Below are 19,404 nucleotides of genomic sequence, written 5' to 3' on the forward strand. Positions count from 1 at the left end.
AAAAGATATTATTGATGTAAGTAGACTCATTTTTATCGACACAGTTTACCAAATACCGCTATTAGTGGGAACCGTTAAAAGCTAAAGCTATAGCCTTGACCTCTGACTGTATTGATTAAATCACGGGGTAAATTGCGACTCGCTAGTTTTCTGCGGGTATTACTAATATGCATATCTAAATTACGATCAAATTTACCTAATGGTTTATGCAACACACGCAACTGCAACTCTTGTTTGGTTACTACCTCACCTTGGCGCTCATAAAGATATTTAAATAGTCGATATTCTGTATTGGTTAAGGTGATTTTATTACCATTACAGTTTAATGAGTAACTTGGATCATCAAAATGGATCATTGTTTGCTTTTCAGCATTATTGCCAAGATTACTTCGCCGCTTTATAACGTTGAGCCTTAATTGTAACTCACGCAGATTAAAAGGTTTTGATAAGTAATCATCTGCACCCAGCTCTAGTGCGTTAATTCTTTCAAAATCATCATTATCACTTGCAAGTGTAATGATAGGTGTAGAACATTTTCTAGCCATAAGTAGCCAAAATGATTCCATTTTAGGCACTGACAAATCAACTAATACAACATCAAATAGCTGAGTTTCTATATTAACTAGCGCTTGGAATGCATTATTAACCACAATGACCTGATAACCAATTTCAGTTAATTGCGCGCCTAGATCAAAACCTATTTCGAGTTGTTGATCGATCAATAATATTCTTTTCACAACACACAACAAATGATAATTATTTGCATTAAGATTAGCATGCCGAGTGTCGTTAATCTACTTTTTACGTGAAAATGGATTGAAAATGAGATCTTTATTACTTTTTTGAAAAACAAAAAAGCCTGATCACTCAGGCTTTTGTCGTTGATTGCTGGTTTGGTTATCAGTTATTTCATCAACTGGCGTATGTACTTCACCGGTGCGCTACCGTAGCTTAAAAACTGTTCATGGAACTGTTTTAAATCAAAATCAGCCCCTTTTTCAGCTTTTAACTCTTCTCTGAAGTCATAAATTTCACGGTAACCTGAATAATAACTGGTTAACTGCACCTGGCTTAATGTCGCACGACGCCACTTCCCTTCCGCTTCAGCGCGCTGCTGGAAAGCTTCATTCTCCATTAGCGCAATAGCATCTTGCTCGCCCATGCCTTTAACTTGAATGCTGTAATCTAAAATAGTGTTAGCAATAACGCGTAAATTCCACTTGTAGTACATTAACCACATTTCAGGCTCAAAATTACCATACCCCTCTTCAAGCATCATACGTTCAGTGTAAACCGCCCAACCTTCAACCATTGCACCATTACCAAATAAGCTTTTAACTAAACTAGGTGATTGATTTGAATATACAAGCTGGGTGTAATGACCAGGGATCGCTTCGTGGATATTAAGCACCTGTAAAATCCAGTGATTATATTCACGTAAATAACTTTCGGCAGACTCATCAGTCATATCATCAAGGGGGGTAACGTTATAATAAGTATTACTGCCCTTTTCATATGGCCCAGGCGCACTAATTGACGCGCCAGCAAAGCCACGCATATATTCAGGCGTTTCACGTACGACTAATGGCTTTTTAGGATCGAGGGTAATGAGTTGCTTATCATTAACAAACTTAACTAACTCTGGAATTTGTTTGCGGACATCATCGACAAAGTCTTCACGTTTCACATGCTTTGATGACAACACATCAATAAGTTGTCTGATGGCCAATTTGTCATCCGCAGGCTTTGCAGTATCAATATGTTTTGCCCAAATATCAGTAGTGATTTTGGCCATTTCTGCTTGAACACGATTCTTATCTTCAACGGCTTTATCATACAGTTGTTTCGCTGTCATACCGGCTTGAATATCTAAGGCAAACTTTTGTTCATACAAGTCTTCACCAATTCTAAAGTCACGGCTGCCATTGGCTTGTAAGTCTGTTTCTAGAACGGTTAACCAATCGATGTAAGTATTTATAGCTTGTTTTGCGCTATTGAAGCGACTGGTAAACATGGCTTTTTGTTCAGCATTTAAGCCTGACTGGGCAACCTTGTTAGCTAAATCGTCATTAAGTACTGAAAAAGCGCCACGGTTTTGTTGAATCGCTAATTGAGTGTGTGCCAATGTGGGGTTGTTGATATTATCTTTAGCAGCTTGATAATAAGCCGGCACACTTTCTAAACGCGCAATAACAGATATCAGGCGCTCATCTAATGGGGCAAAATCTTCATTAATGATTTGTGCAAAGCCACCAGCAACATTATAACTGGATGGATCCCATTGCCATGATTTGAATGTGTTTACTTCCCACTCAAACTTATTCACTAGATTTTCAAGTAATTTATAATCAATCAGTTCATTGGCAGATAAAGTGTCTTGATTAAAGGTATTTAATAAACCTTTTTGTTTTACTACAAATGCGAGGGTTTTGTCACGACTTGCTTGGTTAGGCACATCAAGATAGCCATCGTTAATATGCTTACCGTTGTACATTGCCCAGGTTGGTGCTAAAAGCCATAAATCGTCAATAAAGCTCTGTGAAAAATCAGCAAACGATAATTGAGTAGCTTGTTGAGATGATACTGAATTCTGCGCTGCCTCAGCTGACGCATTACTGGAAGTGACTGGGTCTTGGCAGCCAACAAGTCCGGTAAGCACTGCCGCTACTGAAAGTGAAATTAACGCCTTTTTCATATAATGCCTTTATTGTGTAATTATTGTTTAATTAACCTAAATACGATTAATGCCACTAGTTTGTACTCATTAGTACTCAGGTGCATTTTTGTGCTCGTTTAAGGTTAGAATATTTTGCAAATAGTTAACCATTTTTCAATGTTATTTGCAGTACAATTTGTACTTTTGACACTTCTTGTCACACAATTATTGATTGAATTACAAAGCCAATAGACTTACATGTGACTTATTCATTTAACATTAACCGCGGACCGATTTGAGGCTATAGTGCCTAAACAAAAGCCGTAAGCTGAGATTTAGCCATTTTATCACTGTGATAGGCTTATGAGTCGCATTTTGGTGACAAATGTCACTGGTTTAAACGGTTGAATAGAATCAATATAAGAATACAAACAACATCAGTTAGGAAGCATTATGAACCCAGCTACTTTAGCGTTACTTATTCCGATCCTCGCAATTCTAGGCAGCTTTATTGTCAGTATAATGAAACTCAGAGAGCAACAAATACGTGCTGCCAGTGAAAATGACAGCCATAATAAGTCGTTACAGAAGGAAGTGAGTGCACTGCGGGATCGTGTTGAAATTCTAGAGCGGCTTGTCACAGACGATTCATATGACTTAAAACAAAAGATCAATAACGCTTAACTAAGGCTCACGCAATAACAACCCATATCTGTTATTGCGCGGTCTTGAATATTTAAACGTTTTCGTTGTTAAGCTTAACCTTTTGGTAAACCCCATGGATTTAACGGTAACGGCTTATCAGCGCGACTTGAAGTGTCAGTTCTTGATGACGATGAATGTTGATGTTTAGCCGTTTGCTCACCGCTTCGAGTCTCGCCACTAAAATTAGGTGCAGAGCGGCCTCTTGCAGTCTCCTTACCTTTATTTAAAGATAAGCTCACTTGAGGTTCTTTATCTTTGTTTGCTTGATGTCGAGCTTGGGGAACAAAGTTTAAGACTGAAATAGGTATAGGCCTTTTCGGCTCAAAACCTTCTATTACTCTACGTTCAATTAGCTCACCCATTCGGCTTTCAATCATACACAGATTTTTAAAGTCATCGTTCGATACTAACGAAATCGCTAAGCCACTTGCGCCGGCTCGGCCTGTTCGCCCAATACGATGAATATAATCGTCAGCAGGAAAAGGTAAATCATAGTTCACTACAACCGGTAAATCATCAATATCAATACCGCGCGCAGCGACTCCCGTAGCGACAAGATATTGAATATTGCCTTGTTTAAAGTCAGCAAGCAGTTGTTCGCGCACAACTTGACTGCGTCCGCCGTGAATACATTCAGCAACTATGTCACGCTTAGCAAGTTGACTTACAAGCTTTGCTGCACCTTGTTTAGTTTCAATAAAGATCAGCGCTTGTGGCCATTGCTGTTGTTGTATCAAGTAACTTAATAATGCCGACTTTTTATCTTTATCAACCGTGGTCAACCATTGCTCAATTTTAGGCTTAGTTGCCACTTGTTTATTCAAGGTTATTTCAACGGCATTACGTACCGCAGTTTTTGCTAGTACTCTGACTTGATTTGACAGTGTGGCTGAAAATAATAAGTTTTGTCTGTCCTCTGGCAGCTTCGCCAGAATCTTATTAATGTCTTCAATAAAGCCCATATCGAGCATACGATCAGCTTCATCAAGCACTAACACTTCGATTTCATCAAAGTGTAATGCGCGTTGAGTATACAAGTCTAATAATCGACCAGGTGTAGCCACCACAATGTCAACACCGTCTAACAATGCTGCTTTCTGCTCTTTACTGTCAATGCCACCATACATTGCCATAGAACGTAGCGACAAACCTTGCGCATAACGTTCAATATTTTGATGCACTTGGGATACTAGCTCACGGGTTGGCGCTAATATCAGCGCACGCATTCTTTTTTTGCGCCCTGTTTCGCCTTTGGCCAATTTATCTAAAATTGGCAATACGAAACTGGCGGTTTTACCCGTACCGGTTTGTGCCGCCGCAATAACATTTTTTCCATTTAGGATTTCAGGGATCGCTTTTTGTTGAATCGCGGTCGGTGTCTCATAACCTAATGTAGCTAGGTTATCGATAATAGTGGGATGTAACCCAAGGGATAAAAATGTCATAGAAAAGTGCTCAAACAAGTTGATTGGCAAGGATTAGAAGTCATTATAAACAAAAAAGACGTCCGAAGACGTCTTTCTTTTAGAATATGGCGGTGACGGAGAGATTCGAACTCTCGAAAGGTTGCCCTTTACACACTTTCCAGGCGTGCTCCTTCAGCCACTCGGACACGTCACCTTAAGATTGTTTAAAGAGTCAATCACTCTGCGGGCGCTACTTTACGCAAATGGGGATGGTGGGTCAAGCTAAAAAGCCGACCCGGTTAGCGTTTGCGCAATTGCTGTGCAACATTAAGCATTTAGCCCATAAGTTGAGGGAACAAACCTTTAACACCCGCAGCGATGACTTCGATACCTAAAGATAACATTAATAAACCCATCAAACGCGTGATCACATTAATACCGGTTTTGCCCAATAGTTTAAAAATGGCCGGAGCCATGTTAAACAAAGACCAACTGAGTAGGCCAAATAACAACACGGTACTAAACATACCGACAAAGTCGATTAAGGTGTTATGTTCTGCGGCAAATACAATAACCGAACTAATCGCACCTGGGCCGGCCATTAAAGGCAGTGCTAATGGCACAACCGCAACCGACTCCATACCTGAAGATTCACGATCTTCCTCCTGGTTTCGTTTAACCTCACTGATTTTACCTTGCAGCATCGACATCGCGATAATACAGATCAAACTACCGCCAGCAATCCTAAACGCTGACAGTGAAATACTGAACATGTTCAAAATATGCTGACCTGCGATAATAGTGACAAATAAGATAACCACTACGGCAAAGTTAGCCACTCTGTTAGTGTGTTTTCGCTCTAGGTCTGTCTGATGGCTGGTTAAACTGACAAAAACTGGCAGTAAACCAACAGGGTTAATAATCGCTAAAAGCCCTAAAAAGAACTTTATGTAAAGCATGTAATCCAATGAGATACCCTCTAAATAGATTGTTTTTAAAGCACATAAAAAAGGAGCGCTACTCTAATGTAAGTTGTCAGTTTATAAAAGTGATATTTCTATAAAATAACAAGTTTTTCATTAGTTTTATTGATATCAATTAATAATCATTAATTAAGCACGTTGTTGTAACTAAGCAACCACATATGAAAAATAAGCACTATTTAAACAATAGCAATGTTCTTTTATAGGCTTATTTAGTTATAAAATGACACTTTAATGTAATTTACCCTAAATACCCTCACTAGCAATGTGCTTTGAAATCGACATTAATGTACAATGTTTTACATTAAAAAGATTTCTGCTCAATAGCAATATTCATAAGGATTTTTATGGCGCTGCGCAATAAAGTTTGCCAAAAGAATAATAGTCGTAAATTCAGTAGTTCGCGAAGAAGAATGACCTATTTTTTATGGATAATAAAGCCACACCAAGACAGAGAATCTGACGCCGCTGAGTTGGCGAATGCTCAGAAAAAATCTGCTTCATTTTTTAAAGCATAAAAAAATGTGGTGCCACTGCTGACACCACATCTTATTTCAAATCATCTCAATTTATTTTGCTGTCCAGCGATCCATCCAGCTGAAAACATTCTTATACCATTGCTGTAAATTATCTTGATTTAAGATCCAATGATTTTCATCTGGGAACATTAACAATTCAGATGGAATGCCTTTACGTTGCATAAAGCTAAATGCAGCTAAACCTTGGCCATAAGGCACACGGAAGTCTTTTTCACCGTGAATAACTAACATAGGTGTTTTCCAGTTTTCAACGTAGTTAACTGGGTTAAACTTCTCATACAGATCTTTGTTATCGTGATAGGTTCCACCAAATTCATATTCTGGGAACCACAGCTCTTCTGTCACATAATACATTGAGCGCATATCAAATAAACCAGCGTGGTTTATCAAACACTTAAAGCCGTCATTCCAATGCCCTTGGAACCAGTTCATCATATAACCACCATATGAACCACCTAACGCACAGGCATTGTTTGCATCTAACCAAGGTTGTTGCTCAGTCACTGCAGCCATACCTTTTTTCAAATCTTCTAACGGCTTTCCGCCCCAGTCTTGACTAATTGAGTCGGTAAAACCTTGGCCATAACCAGTAGAACCATGGAAATCAACCATAACAACACCATAACCCGCGCCAGCCCATAGCTGAGCGTTCCAACGACCACTGAATGAATTGCCAAATGATCCCTGTGGGCCGCCGTGGACTAAATATGCTATTGGATATTTTTCACCTTCTTTATAATTTGAAGGTTTTATCCAGTAACCATGAACGGTTTCATCATTCCAGCCTTTAAACTTAAACTGTTCAAACTCACCAAACTTAATATTAGCCAGCTTATCTTTGTTAATTTGAGTTAAACGCTTTAAATTCTCACCTTCTAAACTGATGGTGTACAAATCGCCTGGTTCAACTAATGATGCATTTTTAAAAATAATTTTGTTACTTGTGACCGCAACAATACTATTGCTGCCATCGTTATATATTGGACGTACATCGCCAAACTGCGGATTAACTTCAAATATTGAGACCTGACCAACATCTTGGGCAGTGACATAAAGCGTACGACCATCTTGACTGAAGTTGATTGAACTTGGACTTCTATCCCATAACGGGGCGACTTCTTTTTCTTGCCCTGTTACCGTATCCAGTAACATTAATCGATAGCGATCAGCTTCAAAGCCAGGTTTGGTCATCGCTAGATACGCCATATAACGGCCATCAGCGGAATAAGTCGGTTGAGCATCCCAAGCCTTATTGGCTTCAGTTAAATTAACTGTTTCACCGCCCGCTACAGGGACTTGCCATAAATCGTAGTTAGTTGTCCAAGATTGATCCTTACTCGGCGCCTTGGCACTGTATACGATAAATTTGCCATCAGGTGTAAATGTCACTTCTTCCATACCTGAAAATGGCTTTGGTGGTGTTTCAGTGTCACGTCCTTGGGTCACGTTAATAGCATCAGTAATTTTAGTGCCGTTAAGGTTGGCTACAAATAAGTGATTGCGCGCATGATCTTCCCATGTATCCCAATGACGCACCATAAGCTGCTTGTATTCACGACCGGTAGTTTTTCGTTCTTTCTCCGCGGCAAATTTTTCTTTCGAGCACACTAGGTCTTTACAGTCTGGAAAAACACGCAGGGTCATGACGACTTGCTGGCCGTCTTGAGACAATTTATATCCGTTTACATCAAGGGGTAAATCACTCACCTGCAAAGCTTCGCCGCCATTAAGCGGTAAATGATATAGCTGACTAGTGCCATTTCGGTCGGCTAAAAAATAAATACTTTTACTGTCAGCAGAAAAACTCACGTCATGTTCAGTACCTGACGCAGACGTGAGTTGCTTTGGTGTCGCCGTTTTATTGCTTAAATCCAATGAATAAAGATCTGAACTTGCTTCACCTTGATCATCAATCACTTTAACGCCATAAACTAAGGTGTTACCGTCATTTGATACCGCATATGAATGAAGTTTATTCATATTAACTAAGTGCTGAACTGTAAAAGCTTCCGCTGAATACACTGATGTTGCCATTCCTGCGGCAACCAATGCCAAAAGCACTGAAGAAGTTTTCATATTATTGATTATCTCTTGTTATGGTTATTTATTGGCAGATTACCGAAAGCAAAACGCTCAAGCAAGCCTTAAACAATAAAGACTCTTGAGCGTTTAAGTCACATTACTTTACAGTGACAAGCTTAAATTAAGCTTTACTATTGGCAATATTAATTTTCCAAATAGCAGGGCCGGTTTCATGGGCATTCACCCCATTAGAATCAACTGCTACCGTTACAGGCATATCTTGCACTTCAAACTCGTATATTGCTTCCATGCCAAGTTCTTCAAAGGCAACCACTCGAGATTTTTTAATCGCTTTTGACACTAAGTAAGCCGCACCGCCCACAGCCATCAAATAAACGGCTTTATGCTTCTTAATCGAGGCAACGGTTTCTGGTCCACGTTCAGATTTACCAATCATGCCCATTAATCCGGTTTTTTCAAGCATCATGTCGGTGAATTTGTCCATGCGCGTTGCGGTTGTTGGTCCTGCTGGGCCAACCACTTCATCGCCAACAGGGTCTACTGGGCCAACGTAGTAAATAAACTTACCTTTAAAGTCGACTCCAGCCGGTAAGCCTTCGCCTGAATCTAATAGGGTTTGAATACGCTTGTGCGCCGCATCACGACCTGTGAGCATTTTACCGTTAAGTAATAAAGTATCACCGCTCTTCCAGGTTTCAATTTCAGCTTGAGTGATATTGTCTAGATTAACTCTATGGGTATTCTCACCCGCTTCACGGGTAATTTCTGGCCAATCTGCAAGTGATGGAGGCACTAAATCAGCAGGACCAGTACCATCTAAATGAAAATGCACATGGCGCGTTGCCGCACAATTGGGGATCATCACAACAGGCTTAGACGCTGCATGGGTTGGCGCTGATTTAATTTTGATGTCTAAAACGGTAGTGAGTCCGCCTAAACCTTGCGCACCTATACCTAGGTTGTTAGCACGTTCAAAAATATCTAAACGCAGTTTTTCTTCAGTTGTTTCAGCGCCTTTAGCGATCAACTCATGAATATCAACTGGATCCATTAATGACTCTTTTGCCATTACCGCTGCTTTTTCAGCGGTGCCGCCAATACCTATTCCTAACATACCCGGTGGACACCATCCCGCGCCCATTGTAGGCAAGGTTTTCTCTACCCAAGCTGCTATATCATCAGATGGGTTTAACATCGCCATTTTAGATTTATTTTCTGATCCGCCGCCTTTAGCCGCAATCATTACTTCTACATGATTGCCCGCAACCATATCAATATGCACAACGGATGGCGTGTTGTCTTTGGTATTTTTACGCGCACCTGCTGGGTCTGCCACAATTGAGGCACGTAATGGATTGTCAGGATTGGTGTAGGCACGGCGTACACCTTCATCGACCATTTCCTGTACTGTCATGTCAGTTTTATCCCAACTCACATTCATACCAATTTTAACAAATGTAGTCACAATGCCGGTATCTTGACAAAGTGGACGTTTACCCTCTGCTGACATACGTGAGTTAATTAGAATTTGTGCGATAGCATCTTTTGCCGCAACACTTTGTTCGCGCTGATAAGCAGCATACATAGCATCAACAAAATCTTTAGGATGGTAGTAAGAAATATACTGTAGAGAATCTTCAATACTTTCAATAAAATCAGCCTGTTTAATGGTAACAGGTGAAGAGGAAGTGTGGGTGTTCATAGACATAATGGGGCGCTCCAGCAGCCATGCGGCCTAACTTATTTATCGTTTTTATGTAAAGTTGATTAAATCAACGTTATTTTAGGGTGTTGGTGTAATGCTTTGATGGCCAATATGATACTCTTTCCATCCTTTTTGAGCTACAGCACATTTTATTTAAGGGTAATTGATGAAACCGCGTGGTGACGATGCATTAACGATTATGCCATTAACTTGGACTTATTCTAGCCAGTCTTTATTTGAATTAGTCAGTCATCTACCTTGGTCAATGTTTCTCGATTCTGCAAATGCTACGCATCAGGACGCCCGTTTCGATATTATCGTATTCAACCCGATTGCAACGCTTACCAGTAATAATAACGTACTTTGTTTTGAGCCCAAATTAACAGTTGAAAATGAACACTCTTCATCGACTCTATTTGACGATATACAAGAGTATTTGTTGTCACCTACCCTCAGCCCATTTGACGCCTTAAAATATTGCTTAGCGCATTTATATCCGATAAAACACTCTAGTATTTATCCATTCAGTGGTGGCGCTATGGGGGCATTGAGCTATGATCTTGGCCGCTCAGTGGAACACATCATTAAAAAAGCCGCTAAAGATATCGATTTTAGTGAGCTCAGTATTGGCTTTTATGATCAGTGTTTAATTTATGATTACGCCAAAAAATCTTGGCTGCATATAAGCTATGATGGCACAACCCAATTAAACTCAATTGTTAATACCATTGAAAATCTGATGCTGGCTAAATCATCAACTTCATCAGCCCCAACATTTTCACTAACCTCTGATTGGCATAATCAAACAAGTAAACAAACCTATTTGAGCCACTTTAATCGAGTACAGGAGTATTTATTAAGTGGTGATTGCTATCAAATTAATTTGACCCAAAGATTTGAAGCTGACTATAAAGGTAATGAATGGCAAGCATATTGCCTGTTAACTCAGGCGAATAAAGCGCCCTTCTCGGCATTTATACGTTTACCTAACCATACCATATTGTCTATTTCACCAGAGCGATTCATACAATTGCATGGTAATAGCATTCAAACTAAGCCCATTAAAGGCACATTACCCAGAATAAATGATGATGTTTTAGATAAACAACAGGCCGTTAAATTACAGTTGTCTGAGAAAGATCGCGCCGAAAATGTCATGATAGTCGATTTACTGCGTAATGATATTGGTAAAGTGGCTGCCCCTGGCAGTGTTGCAGTACCGCAGCTATTTGCTATTGAAAGCTTTCCAGCAGTGCATCATTTAGTCAGCACGGTTACAGCAACGTTATCATCAGCTTACAGCGCAACAGATTTATTAAAGGCATGTTTCCCTGGTGGGTCGATTACCGGTGCACCCAAAATACGTGCAATGGAAATTATTGAGGAATTAGAGCCCTCAAGACGCAGTATGTATTGCGGCAGTATTGGTTATATTAGTCAAGACGGCACTATGGACACCAGCATTAGCATTAGAACATTAGTCACTGAAAATAATCGTATTTACTGTTGGGCTGGGGGCGGCGTGGTGGCAGACTCAAATGCCGAAGCGGAATATCAAGAGTGTTTTGATAAAGTCAGCAAAATATTGCCTTTACTTAAAGTTTAAAAATAACTAAAACAGGGTTCTACACTTAACGTTGACCACAAAAAAGCCAGCAAATGATTGCTGGCTTTTAATCTACCGTTTATAGACCGTTTAATGCTTCTTTACAAAGCTGGGTAATACGCGCCCAATCTTCAGAGTCAACCGCATCTGTTGGTGCGATCCAACTGCCACCAATACAGTCAACATTACTTAATGCTAAGTAATCTTTATAGGTGGCAAGACTAATTCCGCCCGTAGGACAAAAACGAATATTGGCTAAAGGGCCAGAGAATGACTTAAGTGCATTCACCCCGCCTGAAGCTTCAGCTGGAAAGAATTTAAAATGAGTGTATCCCAATTCCATCCCCACCATCACCTCAGAAATACTCGCCACACCAGGAATTAATGGCACGTTGCCTTTTTTAGCCGCTTTAAGTAAATCAACTGTTGCACCAGGGGTAATAATAAACTGAGACCCAGCATCAACCGCTTGCTTTAATTGGGCTTCATTTAAAATAGTGCCAGCACCGATTAAGGCTTCAGGGACTTCTTTAGCAATTTTAGCTATCGCTTCAAGTGCACAAGGGGTGCGTAAAGTCACTTCTAAAACACTAATACCACCTGCTACAAGCGCTCTTGCTAAAGGCACAGCATGTTCAATTTTATTGATAACCATCACAGGTACAATAGGGCTACGCTTAAAAACATCTTGTGGTTGAAGTGACCAGTTATTATCAGACATTCGTTACTTTTCCTTAATTAGTAAATTTCGTCAATCGCACTGGTGCTTCTTGCACCGGTTTCAGGGCTGCTTAATGTGCGGCGTAACGCGCCAAACAATTCGCGACCCATGCCATAACTTGAATGGTGTAAATCAACCACGCTTGATTCACGTGCATTAAGCACTGCTTCATCAACCAATAATGTCAGCTCACCAGTATTGGCATTAACACGGATCAAATCACCATCTTGAACTTTGGCAATCATGCCGCCATCAAGGGCTTCTGGTGTTAAATGAATCGCGGCAGGCACTTTGCCTGATGCTCCAGACATACGACCGTCAGTGACTAATGCCACTTTAAAGCCTTTATCTTGCAAGCTGCCTAAAAATGGTGTCAGCTTATGTAGCTCAGGCATACCATTGGCTTTAGGGCCTTGACCTTTGACTACCACTACACAATCTCGGTCTAACGCACCGGCTTTGAATAAGGCATCTATGTCATTTTGATCGTTAATCACAATCGCAGGACCTTCAATAATACGATTATTGTCTGGTACAGCAGAGACTTTGATCACAGCACGACCCAAATTACCTTTGAGTAATTTAAGACCACCATTTGGCTGGAAAGGTGTTGCTAAGTGAGTTAATACTTCTTTATCTAATGATTCAGAAATACCATCAACCCAAAGCAATTGACCGTCAATAAGTTTTGGCTCTTGGGTGTATTTACGTAAGCCAAAACCCGCAACAGTATTGACATCTTCATGTAATAATCCGCCGTCCAGTAATTCTTTTACTAGTAGGGCCATTCCGCCTGCAGCATGGAAGTGGTTGATATCAGCGTGACCATTTGGATAAACACGTGCCAATAGAGGTACTGCATCAGATAAATCTGAGAAGTCATCCCAGTTAACAATAATGCCGGCAGCGCGAGCCGCGGCAACAATGTGCATGGTCAAGTTAGTTGAACCACCAGTTGCAAGAATGCCAACGATACCGTTCACTACAGATTTTTCACAAACCACTTCACCAATTGGGGTGTACTGGGTACCCATTTCTGTTAAACGACATACTTGCTTAGCCGCCATTTTGTTTAGTGCTTCGCGAAGCGGATCATCTGGGTTAACAAACGACGAACCAGGTAACTGTAAGCCCATAATTTCAAGCATTAACTGGTTAGAATTAGCAGTACCATAGAAAGTACAAGTTCCCGCACTATGGTACGATGCTGATTCAGCGGCTAATAACTCTTCACGGCCAATCAGACCTTGGGCAAACTTTTGGCGAATTCGAGCTTTCTCTTTGTTCGGAATACCAGACTTCATTGGGCCTGCTGGCACAAACATCATCGGCAAGTGACCAAAACTTAGTGCACCAATAAGCAAGCCTGGGACAATTTTGTCACAAATACCCAGTAATAAAGCACCATCAAACATGTTGTGTGACAAGCCTACCGCTGTTGCCATCGCTATCACTTCACGACTCAACAAACTTAATTCCATGCCAGGCTGACCTTGGGTCACGCCATCACACATTGCAGGAACGCCCGCAGCAACCTGCGCAACACTGCCAACCTCTTCACACGCTTGCTTTAACAGCTTTGGGTAATCTTCATAGGGCTGATGTGCGGAAAGCATGTCGTTAAACGAGGTAACAATACCAATGTTAGCCTTCGTTAATTGACGTAATGCATCTTTATCTGCAGGCTTACAAGCCGCAAAGCCATGGGCTAAGTTGCCACAGCTTAACGCGCTCCGGTGAACCCCTTTGGCTTTAGCATCTTCAAGGGCTGCTAAATAGCCTTTGCGTGAATTTTTACTACGTTCAATAATTCTGTCAGTAACCGACTGGACAACTGAGTGCATGTGACAACTCCTTTATGCGCTGTAGAACACGTCAACGGGCGTTTTATGCTGCGCTAAAACGGCTCTAATGGGCATTTTTGTTACATCATCATTCTCAAGAGCCTGATGATAAACGGTTAATTTTGCTTCACCAACCAGATGTAAATAAATCTGACGGCTGTTTAAAATGGCATCTTTAGATAAGGTAATTCTGGCATGAGGCGCCGTAGTCGGATTAACCGCGGCGCACACCTCTTTGGTAGTTAATGCGTTATCTAATTCTTTACTACACGGGAACCATGAACAGGTATGTCCATCAGTGCCCATACCTAAAATGACGACGTCAAATGGACGCGGGAAATTCGCTAATGACTCCCCCGCCATTGCCGCACCAGCTTCAGGACTAGCAAACATATTCTTTAAGCCACGAAATTTAGCGCTAGCGGCGCGATTTTGCAGTAAATGCTCACGCACTAAACGCTCATTTGAATCTTTTTCATCAGCTTCTACCCAACGCTCATCAGCAAGAGTGATATAAACTTCACTCCACTCTAAGGTTTTATGGCTAAGCAGTTGAAATAATTTTAATGGCGTAGAGCCACCGGATACAACCAAGCTAGCTTTACCGCGATTATCAATCGCATCTTGCAATTGATTGGCAATTTTATCTGCTAAGGCCGATTCAAGGCTGGCAGGTGTATCGAATGATTTAAATACGCTTTCTTTAATCATGTTAGTTTCCTTATTCATCCCAAGAACGACCGTCTTTAGTGATCAAGGCAACCGATGCAACAGGCCCCCATGTGCCAGCTGGATAGGATTTAGGACGCTCCCCGCTTTGTTCCCAAGATTGAATAATACCGTCTACCCACTTCCAAGCTTGCTCCACTTCATCACGGCGCACAAATAGCGCTTGATTGCCTAACATTGCTTCAAGTAATAAACGCTCATAAGCATCGGCAATACGGTCATTTTTAAAGGTGTCTGAGAAACTCAAATCTAACTTAGTCGTTTGCAAACGTTGCTTTTGTTCTAGACCTGGGACTTTATTCATCATTTGAATCTCAACCCCTTCATGGGGTTGTAAACGAATAGTCAGTTTGTTAGGTGGTAGGTTGCGGTAGCTTGCACGGTACAGGTTATGCGGCGGGTTTTTGAAATAAACTACAATTTCACTGCTTTTGAACGGCATACGCTTACCACTACGTAAATAGAACGGCACGCCAGCCCAACGCCAGTTATCAATATCAACACGTAATGCCACAAATGTTTCTGTGTTAGATTTCTGATTAGCATCTTCTTCTTCCAAATAACCCGGAACTGGAGATCCTTTCAAAAAGCCTGCACTGTATTGACCACGTACGGTATTTTCATAAACGTTGTCTTGATTAATTGGTCGCAGAGATTTAAGCACTTTCACTTTTTCATCGCGAATGCTGTCAGCATCTAAGTTTACTGGTGGGTCCATTGCCACAAGCGTTAACACCTGCAATAAATGGTTTTGGATCATATCGCGCATTTGCCCTGCGCCATCAAAATATCCCCAACGCCCCTCAATACCCACTTCTTCAGCCACGGTGATCTGTACATGATCAATGGTACGGTTGTCCCACTTAGACGAAAATAATGAATTCGCAAAACGCAGGGCAATCAAATTTTGCACCGTCTCTTTGCCTAAATAATGGTCTATACGGTAAACCTGGTTTTCATTAAAAAACTCGGCAACTTGATCATTAATAACATGAGATGATTCTAAGTCAGTGCCAATCGGTTTCTCTAACACCACTCGGGTATCTGAATGGATCAATTTTTGCTCATTAAGGCAACGACAAATAGCACCGAATATGGAAGGCGGTGTGGCAAAGTAATTTACCATCACTCGTTTTGTCGGCTCTAATAAATCATGGAATGCCGCATAACCTTCAGGCTCGGTAAAGTTAGTGCCAATGTAATGACAACGGGCTAAGAAACGCTCAAGTGTCTCAGGACAAATCTCATCCTTTACAAAAGTATTTAACGCCTTGGTGACAAGCTCGACGAATTGTTCCTGAGTAAAGGCATCTTTAGCAACACCGATAACTTTGGTGTCCTTGTCTAATAACTCAGCTTTATCTAATTGGTACAGAGAAGGTAATAGTTTACGTCTTGCTAGGTCCCCTTTGGTTCCAAACAATACAAAATCACACGCCTTCGCACTTGATGATTTGCCCATTGCTGACAGCTCTCCTTTATTATTTTGTGTTTGAATCGTTCTAAACGATGAATAAAAACACACTTTTGTTGTAATATAACAACAGAATTTGATTTATGCATCTATATTTTGCAATTAATCTCTTGATAGCTATATAGTCATTTTGATACGTTATCTGCTATGATTTTCTTCACTCACAGACAGTAACAGAAGTTTTGTCAATTCCTGAACAATTGAAAATTTACTACAATTGACTTTCAGAGGTAAAAAAATAACTTAATTTCCTCTATAAAAAGAACTTCTGATTTAAAATTACATTACCCAATATCGGCGGATGCATGATTATGAATACACTTGAAAAGGTTCAAAACAACCTTGCGAAATTTAGTAAGTCAGAGCGCAAGGTCGCCGAAGTCATTTTGGCTTCGCCGCAAACCGCTATCCATTCCAGCATTGCTACTTTAGCAAAGATGGCCGATGTCAGCGAACCTACGGTTAATCGCTTCTGCCGCCGTTTAGACACTAAAGGCTTCCCTGATTTTAAGTTACATTTGGCTCAAAGTCTTGCTAATGGCACACCTTATGTTAGCCGCCATGTTGAAGAAGATGACACGCCTGAATCTTATACAACAAAAATATTCGAATCTTCAATGGCATCGCTTGATACCGCCCGTCAAAGCTTAGACATAGCAGCAATAAATAAAGCCGTTGATATCTTAACTCAAGCTAAAACAATCTCATTTTTTGGCTTAGGCGCATCAGCATCGGTAGCGCATGACGCCCAAAATAAGTTCTTCCGTTTTAATGTGCCTGTTATCTGCTTTGATGATGTGCTTATGCAACGCATGAGCTGCATCAACTGCAATGAAGGCGATGTAGTGGTACTTATTTCACATACTGGACGCACCAAATCACTAATAGAAATAGCCCGTATTGCCCGAGAAAATGGCGCTGCGGTTATTGGTATTACTGCCCGTAACTCGCCTCTTTCTCTGGAATGCACGCTTCCCGTAACCATGGAAGTACCAGAAGACACTGATTTATACTTACCCATGGCTTCTCGCTTAGCTCAGTTGGTCACTATAGACGTACTTGCCACAGGCTTTACATTGCGCCGTGGCCCTCGTTTTCGCGATAACTTAAAACGTGTAAAAGAAGTACTAAAAGAGTCTCGTGTGAACCGAGATATGACCATTTAAGCCGTGTTTACGCTTATTGTGAATGTGACTTACGACAAAATCATTGATTAACAATATCTAACTTTAGCTGTGATGATATTGATTAAAAGGCTAAAGACTGGTGTCTTTTAGCCTTTTTTTTGCTAAAAATGATTTATCTGTCACAAAAAACACGCATTAAACACTAACTATTTGTTGGTAACTTTACTACATTTTAAAAGAATGTCTGTTACTATATATACATCATTTTTAGTACCCAGTTTTAGCGTACTTTTAATAACCAAATTTTTTACAACAACTTTAAAATTTTAAAACTTTCCTTTTATATAACGGAGTATGTCATGTTCCGCAGAACAAAAATCGTTACAACTTTAGGCCCAGCAACTGATCGCGATGATAATTTACGTAAAATTATTATAGCGGGTGCCAATGTGGTTCGGATGAACTTTTCACACGGTTCAGCTGAAGACCACCTAAAACGCGCCAATGATGTTCGCGCAATTGCCAAAGAGTTAGGTTTACACGTGGCAATTTTAGGCGACTTACAAGGCCCAAAAATTCGTGTTTCTACCTTTAAAGACAACATGAAGATTAAGCTGAACTTAGCCGACAAGTTTATTCTTGATGCTGATTTAGGCAAAGGTGAAGGCGATCATAACCAAGTAGGTATCGACTATAAAGAGTTACCAAGAGATGTGGTGATTGGCGATATCTTAATGCTGGACGATGGTCGTGTTCAGTTACGTGTAGACAGCGTTGAAGGCAATAAAGTTTTCACCACTGTTACCGTAGCGGGTCCTTTATCAAACAATAAAGGTATCAACAAAAAAGGCGGTGGCTTAACTGCGCCAGCATTGACAGAAAAGGATATGGCTGACATCAAAACAGCTGCTTTAATCAATGTTGACTATTTAGCTGTGTCCTTCCCACGTACTGGTGCAGATTTAGATCTAGCCCGTAAACTGGCTGTTGAAGCCGGTAGTCATGCGCTTATTGTTGCTAAAGTTGAGCGTGCAGAAGCCGTTGCAACTGACGAAGCAATGGATGATGTGATTAGAGCATCAGATGTTGTCATGGTTGCCCGTGGTGACTTAGGTGTTGAAATTGGTGATGCTGCACTAGTTGCGGTTCAAAAACGCTTAATTCAGCGTTCACGTCAATTGAATAAAGCGGTTATTACTGCAACTCAAATGATGGAATCAATGATTTCTAGCCCAATGCCTACCCGTGCAGAAGTGATGGACGTAGCAAACGCTGTGCTTGATGGTACTGATGCTGTGATGTTGTCAGCTGAAACTGCTGCAGGTGACTTCCCAGAAGAAACCGTTAGAGCCATGGCCAATGTATGTATTGGTGCAGAATCACACCCCAGTGTGATGGTGTCTAAGCATCGCTTAGAGCAAAACTTTACCTCTATTGAAGAAACAATTGCACTGTCTACTATGTATGCAGCAAACCACCTTGAAGGTGTAAAAGCGATTATTTCATTAACAGAGTCTGGTGCAACTGCAAAATTAATGTCTCGCATTAGCTCTGCATTGCCAATATTTGCCCTTTCTCGTCATCAGAAAACCTTAGCAACAATGGCATTATACCGTGGTGTACAACCTATGTATTTTGATTCAACGGCTTACAGCGCTGATGAATTAGCCCGTGAAGCATTAAACACTATGGTTGCAGCGGGTTATTTAAATAGCGGCGACATGGTATTAATGACTAAAGGCGATGCTATGGAAACAATAGGCGGCACTAACACGTGTAAAGTGTTAGTCGTAGCTTAATAGCTAAACTTAAGTAAAAGTTAGCAAGGTTATTCAAACGCCAATCCTATGATTGGCGTTTTTACAT

Annotated in this window: 14 protein-coding genes and 1 tRNA gene; 4 read left to right on the top strand and 11 right to left on the bottom strand. The window is 40.8% G+C overall.

Annotation, left to right across the window (positions count from 1 at the left end; genetic code table 11):
• Window positions 1–74: 74 nt before the first annotated feature.
• Both ACRWQL_RS01780 and ACRWQL_RS01785 read right to left on the bottom strand, forming a co-directional pair.
• Window positions 75–722, bottom strand: coding sequence for a response regulator transcription factor (locus ACRWQL_RS01780; protein ID WP_434951983.1), 648 nt, complete (start codon window positions 720–722; stop codon window positions 75–77).
• A 182-nt stretch (window positions 723–904) separates the two neighbouring features.
• A complete protein-coding gene (locus tag ACRWQL_RS01785) occupies window positions 905–2,695 on the bottom strand; it encodes a DUF885 domain-containing protein (RefSeq protein WP_434951985.1) in 1,791 nt (596 codons plus the stop codon).
• A gap of 414 nt (window positions 2,696–3,109) precedes the next feature.
• On the opposite strand from ACRWQL_RS01785, the gene ACRWQL_RS01790 reads away from it, so the two are divergent.
• Window positions 3,110–3,340 (top strand): hypothetical protein, encoded by a 231-nt coding sequence (locus ACRWQL_RS01790; RefSeq protein ID WP_434926045.1) that lies wholly within the window; start codon window positions 3,110–3,112, stop codon window positions 3,338–3,340.
• A gap of 74 nt (window positions 3,341–3,414) precedes the next feature.
• Here the strand turns inward: ACRWQL_RS01790 and ACRWQL_RS01795 are convergent, their stop codons facing one another.
• From ACRWQL_RS01795 to ACRWQL_RS01815, 5 genes are all read right to left on the bottom strand, one after another.
• On the bottom strand, window positions 3,415–4,806 hold the full coding sequence (locus tag ACRWQL_RS01795; RefSeq protein WP_434951988.1) for a DEAD/DEAH box helicase: 1,392 nt from the start codon (window positions 4,804–4,806) through the stop codon (window positions 3,415–3,417).
• Between the two features lie 87 nt (window positions 4,807–4,893).
• Window positions 4,894–4,981, bottom strand: a tRNA-Ser gene (locus ACRWQL_RS01800).
• A 121-nt stretch (window positions 4,982–5,102) separates the two neighbouring features.
• Window positions 5,103–5,726, bottom strand: coding sequence for a YchE family NAAT transporter (locus ACRWQL_RS01805; RefSeq protein ID WP_434951990.1), 624 nt, complete (start codon window positions 5,724–5,726; stop codon window positions 5,103–5,105).
• Between the two features lie 593 nt (window positions 5,727–6,319).
• Window positions 6,320–8,365: a prolyl oligopeptidase family serine peptidase gene (locus ACRWQL_RS01810; RefSeq protein ID WP_434951993.1), complete on the bottom strand. Its 2,046-nt coding sequence runs from the start codon at window positions 8,363–8,365 to the stop codon at window positions 6,320–6,322.
• Window positions 8,366–8,492: 127 nt separating this feature from the next.
• Window positions 8,493–10,034 carry a fumarate hydratase gene (locus ACRWQL_RS01815; RefSeq protein WP_434953444.1) on the bottom strand — a complete coding sequence of 514 codons (1,542 nt, stop codon included), beginning with the start codon at window positions 10,032–10,034 and terminating at the stop codon, window positions 8,493–8,495.
• A gap of 169 nt (window positions 10,035–10,203) precedes the next feature.
• Between ACRWQL_RS01815 and pabB the strand changes: the two genes are divergently transcribed.
• The gene (pabB, locus tag ACRWQL_RS01820) at window positions 10,204–11,643 is read left to right on the top strand and encodes an aminodeoxychorismate synthase component I (RefSeq protein ID WP_434951996.1); all 1,440 of its coding nucleotides are present in this window, start codon (window positions 10,204–10,206) and stop codon (window positions 11,641–11,643) included.
• A gap of 79 nt (window positions 11,644–11,722) precedes the next feature.
• Here pabB and ACRWQL_RS01825 read toward each other — a convergent pair whose 3' ends face one another.
• From ACRWQL_RS01825 to zwf, 4 genes are read right to left on the bottom strand one after another with little or no spacing between them, the layout of a single operon-like run.
• A complete protein-coding gene (locus tag ACRWQL_RS01825) occupies window positions 11,723–12,364 on the bottom strand; it encodes a bifunctional 4-hydroxy-2-oxoglutarate aldolase/2-dehydro-3-deoxy-phosphogluconate aldolase (protein ID WP_226409992.1) in 642 nt (213 codons plus the stop codon).
• Between the two features lie 17 nt (window positions 12,365–12,381).
• The gene (gene edd, locus ACRWQL_RS01830) at window positions 12,382–14,208 is read right to left on the bottom strand and encodes a phosphogluconate dehydratase (protein WP_434951998.1); all 1,827 of its coding nucleotides are present in this window, start codon (window positions 14,206–14,208) and stop codon (window positions 12,382–12,384) included.
• 12 nt (window positions 14,209–14,220) lie between these two features.
• Window positions 14,221–14,919 carry a 6-phosphogluconolactonase gene (gene pgl, locus ACRWQL_RS01835; RefSeq protein ID WP_434926038.1) on the bottom strand — a complete coding sequence of 233 codons (699 nt, stop codon included), beginning with the start codon at window positions 14,917–14,919 and terminating at the stop codon, window positions 14,221–14,223.
• Window positions 14,920–14,929: 10 nt separating this feature from the next.
• Window positions 14,930–16,399 carry a glucose-6-phosphate dehydrogenase gene (gene zwf / locus ACRWQL_RS01840; protein WP_434926037.1) on the bottom strand — a complete coding sequence of 490 codons (1,470 nt, stop codon included), beginning with the start codon at window positions 16,397–16,399 and terminating at the stop codon, window positions 14,930–14,932.
• Window positions 16,400–16,722: 323 nt separating this feature from the next.
• Here zwf and ACRWQL_RS01845 point away from each other — a divergent pair, with 323 nt between their 5' ends.
• Together ACRWQL_RS01845 and pyk are read left to right on the top strand one after the other, a co-directional pair.
• Window positions 16,723–17,577, top strand: coding sequence for a MurR/RpiR family transcriptional regulator (locus ACRWQL_RS01845; protein ID WP_226415929.1), 855 nt, complete (start codon window positions 16,723–16,725; stop codon window positions 17,575–17,577).
• A 320-nt stretch (window positions 17,578–17,897) separates the two neighbouring features.
• Window positions 17,898–19,337 (top strand): pyruvate kinase, encoded by a 1,440-nt coding sequence (gene pyk, locus ACRWQL_RS01850; protein ID WP_434952001.1) that lies wholly within the window; start codon window positions 17,898–17,900, stop codon window positions 19,335–19,337.
• Window positions 19,338–19,404: the final 67 nt, after the last annotated feature.

This window comes from Shewanella sp. HL-SH4, from assembly GCF_051164845.1.
GTDB classification, from domain to species: domain Bacteria; phylum Pseudomonadota; class Gammaproteobacteria; order Enterobacterales; family Shewanellaceae; genus Shewanella; species Shewanella glacialimarina.

Excerpts from the sequence above, each read along its gene's own strand:
- zwf (WP_434926037.1), bottom strand. The coding sequence starts at position 16,399 with ATGGGCAAATCATCAAGTGCGAAGGCGTGTGATTTTGTATTGTTTGGA.
- edd (WP_434951998.1), bottom strand. The coding sequence starts at position 14,208 with ATGCACTCAGTTGTCCAGTCGGTTACTGACAGAATTATTGAACGTAGT.
- ACRWQL_RS01845 (WP_226415929.1), top strand. The coding sequence starts at position 16,723 with ATGAATACACTTGAAAAGGTTCAAAACAACCTTGCGAAATTTAGTAAG.
- ACRWQL_RS01810 (WP_434951993.1), bottom strand. The coding sequence starts at position 8,365 with ATGAAAACTTCTTCAGTGCTTTTGGCATTGGTTGCCGCAGGAATGGCA.
- ACRWQL_RS01790 (WP_434926045.1), top strand. The coding sequence starts at position 3,110 with ATGAACCCAGCTACTTTAGCGTTACTTATTCCGATCCTCGCAATTCTA.
- ACRWQL_RS01815 (WP_434953444.1), bottom strand. The coding sequence starts at position 10,034 with ATGAACACCCACACTTCCTCTTCACCTGTTACCATTAAACAGGCTGAT.
- ACRWQL_RS01805 (WP_434951990.1), bottom strand. The coding sequence starts at position 5,726 with ATGCTTTACATAAAGTTCTTTTTAGGGCTTTTAGCGATTATTAACCCT.
- pabB (WP_434951996.1), top strand. The coding sequence starts at position 10,204 with ATGAAACCGCGTGGTGACGATGCATTAACGATTATGCCATTAACTTGG.
- pgl (WP_434926038.1), bottom strand. The coding sequence starts at position 14,919 with ATGATTAAAGAAAGCGTATTTAAATCATTCGATACACCTGCCAGCCTT.
- ACRWQL_RS01825 (WP_226409992.1), bottom strand. The coding sequence starts at position 12,364 with ATGTCTGATAATAACTGGTCACTTCAACCACAAGATGTTTTTAAGCGT.
- ACRWQL_RS01795 (WP_434951988.1), bottom strand. The coding sequence starts at position 4,806 with ATGACATTTTTATCCCTTGGGTTACATCCCACTATTATCGATAACCTA.
- pyk (WP_434952001.1), top strand. The coding sequence starts at position 17,898 with ATGTTCCGCAGAACAAAAATCGTTACAACTTTAGGCCCAGCAACTGAT.
- ACRWQL_RS01785 (WP_434951985.1), bottom strand. The coding sequence starts at position 2,695 with ATGAAAAAGGCGTTAATTTCACTTTCAGTAGCGGCAGTGCTTACCGGA.